This is a genomic window from Pseudophaeobacter sp. A-200-2, assembly GCF_041008815.1.
GTDB classification, from domain to species: domain Bacteria; phylum Pseudomonadota; class Alphaproteobacteria; order Rhodobacterales; family Rhodobacteraceae; genus Phycobacter; species Phycobacter gallaeciensis_A.
Window position 1 is genome coordinate 1 of sequence record NZ_JAXGFU010000024.1, and the last position, 2636, is coordinate 2636.

A 2636-nucleotide genomic window follows, 5' to 3' on the forward strand; every position below is an offset into this window, starting at 1 on the left:
ACGCTTGAGCAATTTGAGGGCTCCGCGCCCGGCGCGCTTGCCCAATCAGACGACGGAGAATATGAAAACCAGACCCGCAGACTCTCGTTATGAATAAGGGAGCCTCGGGGGGCAGGTCACTCTACCCCGCCGTTGCCGCTGAAAGGGCTCGGCGCGTATGTGAGCACTGTCACTGCCATATGGGCCTGGCCTGCTATATTTATTGGTTTCCGACATCAAAAAACCTGCGACAGGTCCAGTCTGCTTGAAAGCCCACTGTGGCGAACCTCGGAAAGATGCACTCCAACTTAAACCACCGTCTAACCTGGGAGTTCGTGCCAAACTTTCGGATCGAGGCTGGCCGCAGCGAAAATCCCCCCCCAGAGGGCACCGGGGATTCCCGGACTCAATACGTCCTGACCTGCGAGGATGAGGCCCGGCACCGGGGTCTTTGCCTGAAGCGCGTCGCTTAGCACGCGTTCGGGTGTGACATCGATTCCGTAGAACCCACCATGGTGATGCCCCGTGATCGCTTCGGTCGAGAGTGGCGTCGAAAGAGTACGGAACACCACGAGCTTGGCGAGGTCAGGAAAATATGTTTCGAACTGCGCAAAGAGGGTTTCCTCGACCGCTTCCTTGAAGACCTGATAGTCCGCCCCTCGTGCGCCCGGCTCCAGATGGGCCCATTTTTCCACGACCGACCAATCGGTCCACGCCACGATTTCCCCGGCGAATTTCCGGGATGGGCCGGGATCGTGCGCGCGGTCCTTGAGCGACGCGAAAGAAACAAACATGCCCTCGGGCGGAGTGTCCGGTGCGTCGGCCCAGACGACATCGACCTTTCCGCCCGGGTATATCCAGTGGTTCGAGCGAGTCGCTCCGGCAGCCTCGATATCGCCCTCAAAGCCCATGAACAGACTGAAATGCGCAACCGAGTGAGGCAAGGTGTTGATTTCTTCAACCCAGTCCTGATGTCCACAGCCCTCGGGCAACAGACTATTTACCGTTTCCCGCGCACCGATATCAGAAATCACGGCTCCGGCGCGGATTTCCTCTCCCGCTGCCGTGCGCACCCCAACGACCCGCTCATTCTCGATGACCAGTGTTTCAACCCGTGTGTTCGCCCGTACTGCCCCCCCGGCTTTGGTGATCGTCGGCAGGATGTGCCGGGCAAAAGCCGCACCGCCGCCCACCGGATACCAGGCACCACTCTCCAGATAGGAGCCTGTGATCAGTGCGTGCATCGCAAAGCTTGCCTTACTGGGCCTGCCGCCGTGGTCGAACCATTGCGCGGCGAAAGCTGCAGCGAGGTCGGGGTTGTCGGTGATGTCGTCAATGACTTCCTGCGTTGTCCGCTTACACCATCGGTCGATGGCATGGCCGTGCCACCACTTCATCGCCGACCCGATGATCCCGGGCATGGCGCGTGTCGAAGTTACCGTAAACGCCGCCTGCCTGCCCTCTCTGAGCGCCGCGATCCAGGCCTCAATGGCCTTGGTTTCGTCCGGAAAGCGGTCTTTGAGATCGCGCTCCTGCGCCGCGAAGGGCCGCGATAGGGACAGCGGCGGGGCGTCGCCGATGTGCAGGTTATCATATACGGCCCCCATGGAGGTGAACTTGATCGGCGTATCCGAGAGCCAGTCGAGCATGTGGCGTTCACGATCTTCGGGCGCGACGCAGTTGAGGTAGTGGATACCCGCGTCCCAGGAGAAACCCTCCATGGAAAAGCTGTGGGTCAGGCCGCCGAGCGTCTGGTACTGCTCCAGCAAAAGCACCTTGTGCCCGAGCTTCGACAACGCGGCAGCTGCAGCCATGCCGCCCATACCAGAGCCGATGATGATGGCATCCCAGCCATTTTTGTCGGTGTCAGCCATATTCACTCTCCTGCGCATCGCAATGTTTCGCATGAAATGATCTGTCCAAGCTTATTGGTAACAGCGGCCCGCCAATCGCGATTTGATCGCGATCAATCCAGCGGAAGCGGCCTGTTTCTCATGTTCCCGAACCACCATTGCATGCGCGCAGGCTTGCGGGCAGCAAACGGATGCTTTGAGCAACGCTGACCGGTGCATCCGCTGCCATCGCGGTCAACCCCTGGCCGGGACAATACGCTTGTAGCCGCCGGTCAGCTTCATCACGAAGACCAAGAAGACCGGCGCGAAAATTACCCCGAACACGGTTTCCGAGATCATGCCACCTACGACTTTGATACCGATCGCACTCTGGCTCGCAGATGAGGGCCCGGTCGCGATTGCCATCGGAACCACGCCCATGGTGAAGGTCAACAGGATCGGCCGGAACCGCAGGCTGCCCAGACTTGAAGACTGGTTCGGCGGAGGCTCTTCGGGGATTGATTTCCAGTGTGCGGATGGAACCGGACGGATCTGCGGCTAGAGGTCACCGGATGCTTCTCGAGGGTAATCTGGCTGTTTATCTTTCGTTTAGACGACAACACCGCGGCTTCCCGCTGGCATGCCCCGACGTATCTTATAACGCACAACGCCGCCTCACAAGAGGCGGCGTTTTGCGTTATTTTTGGTTGCGGGAGCAGGATTTGAACCTGCGACCTTCAGGTTATGAGCCTGACGAGCTACCGGGCTGCTCCATCCCGCGGAGATTGTTGGTTATGATCGTTAGAGAGATTTTTTGGTATTTAC

Annotated in this window: 2 protein-coding genes and 1 tRNA gene; all 3 read right to left on the bottom strand. The window is 59.2% G+C overall.

What is annotated here, in order from left to right:
- Positions 1-299: 299 nt before the first annotated feature.
- The 3 genes from SM766_RS20820 to SM766_RS20830 all read right to left on the bottom strand — a co-directional run bounded on the left by SM766_RS20820 (position 300) and on the right by SM766_RS20830 (position 2592).
- Positions 300-1853, bottom strand: coding sequence for a phytoene desaturase family protein (locus tag SM766_RS20820; protein WP_368948953.1), 1554 nt, complete (start codon positions 1851-1853; stop codon positions 300-302).
- A 213-nt stretch (positions 1854-2066) separates the two neighbouring features.
- Entirely contained in the window at positions 2067-2363 is a 297-nt protein-coding gene (locus SM766_RS20825; RefSeq protein ID WP_368948954.1) for an efflux RND transporter permease subunit, read from the bottom strand.
- Between the two features lie 152 nt (positions 2364-2515).
- Positions 2516-2592 (bottom strand) — tRNA-Met (locus SM766_RS20830).
- Between the last annotated feature and the right edge of the window lie 44 nt (positions 2593-2636).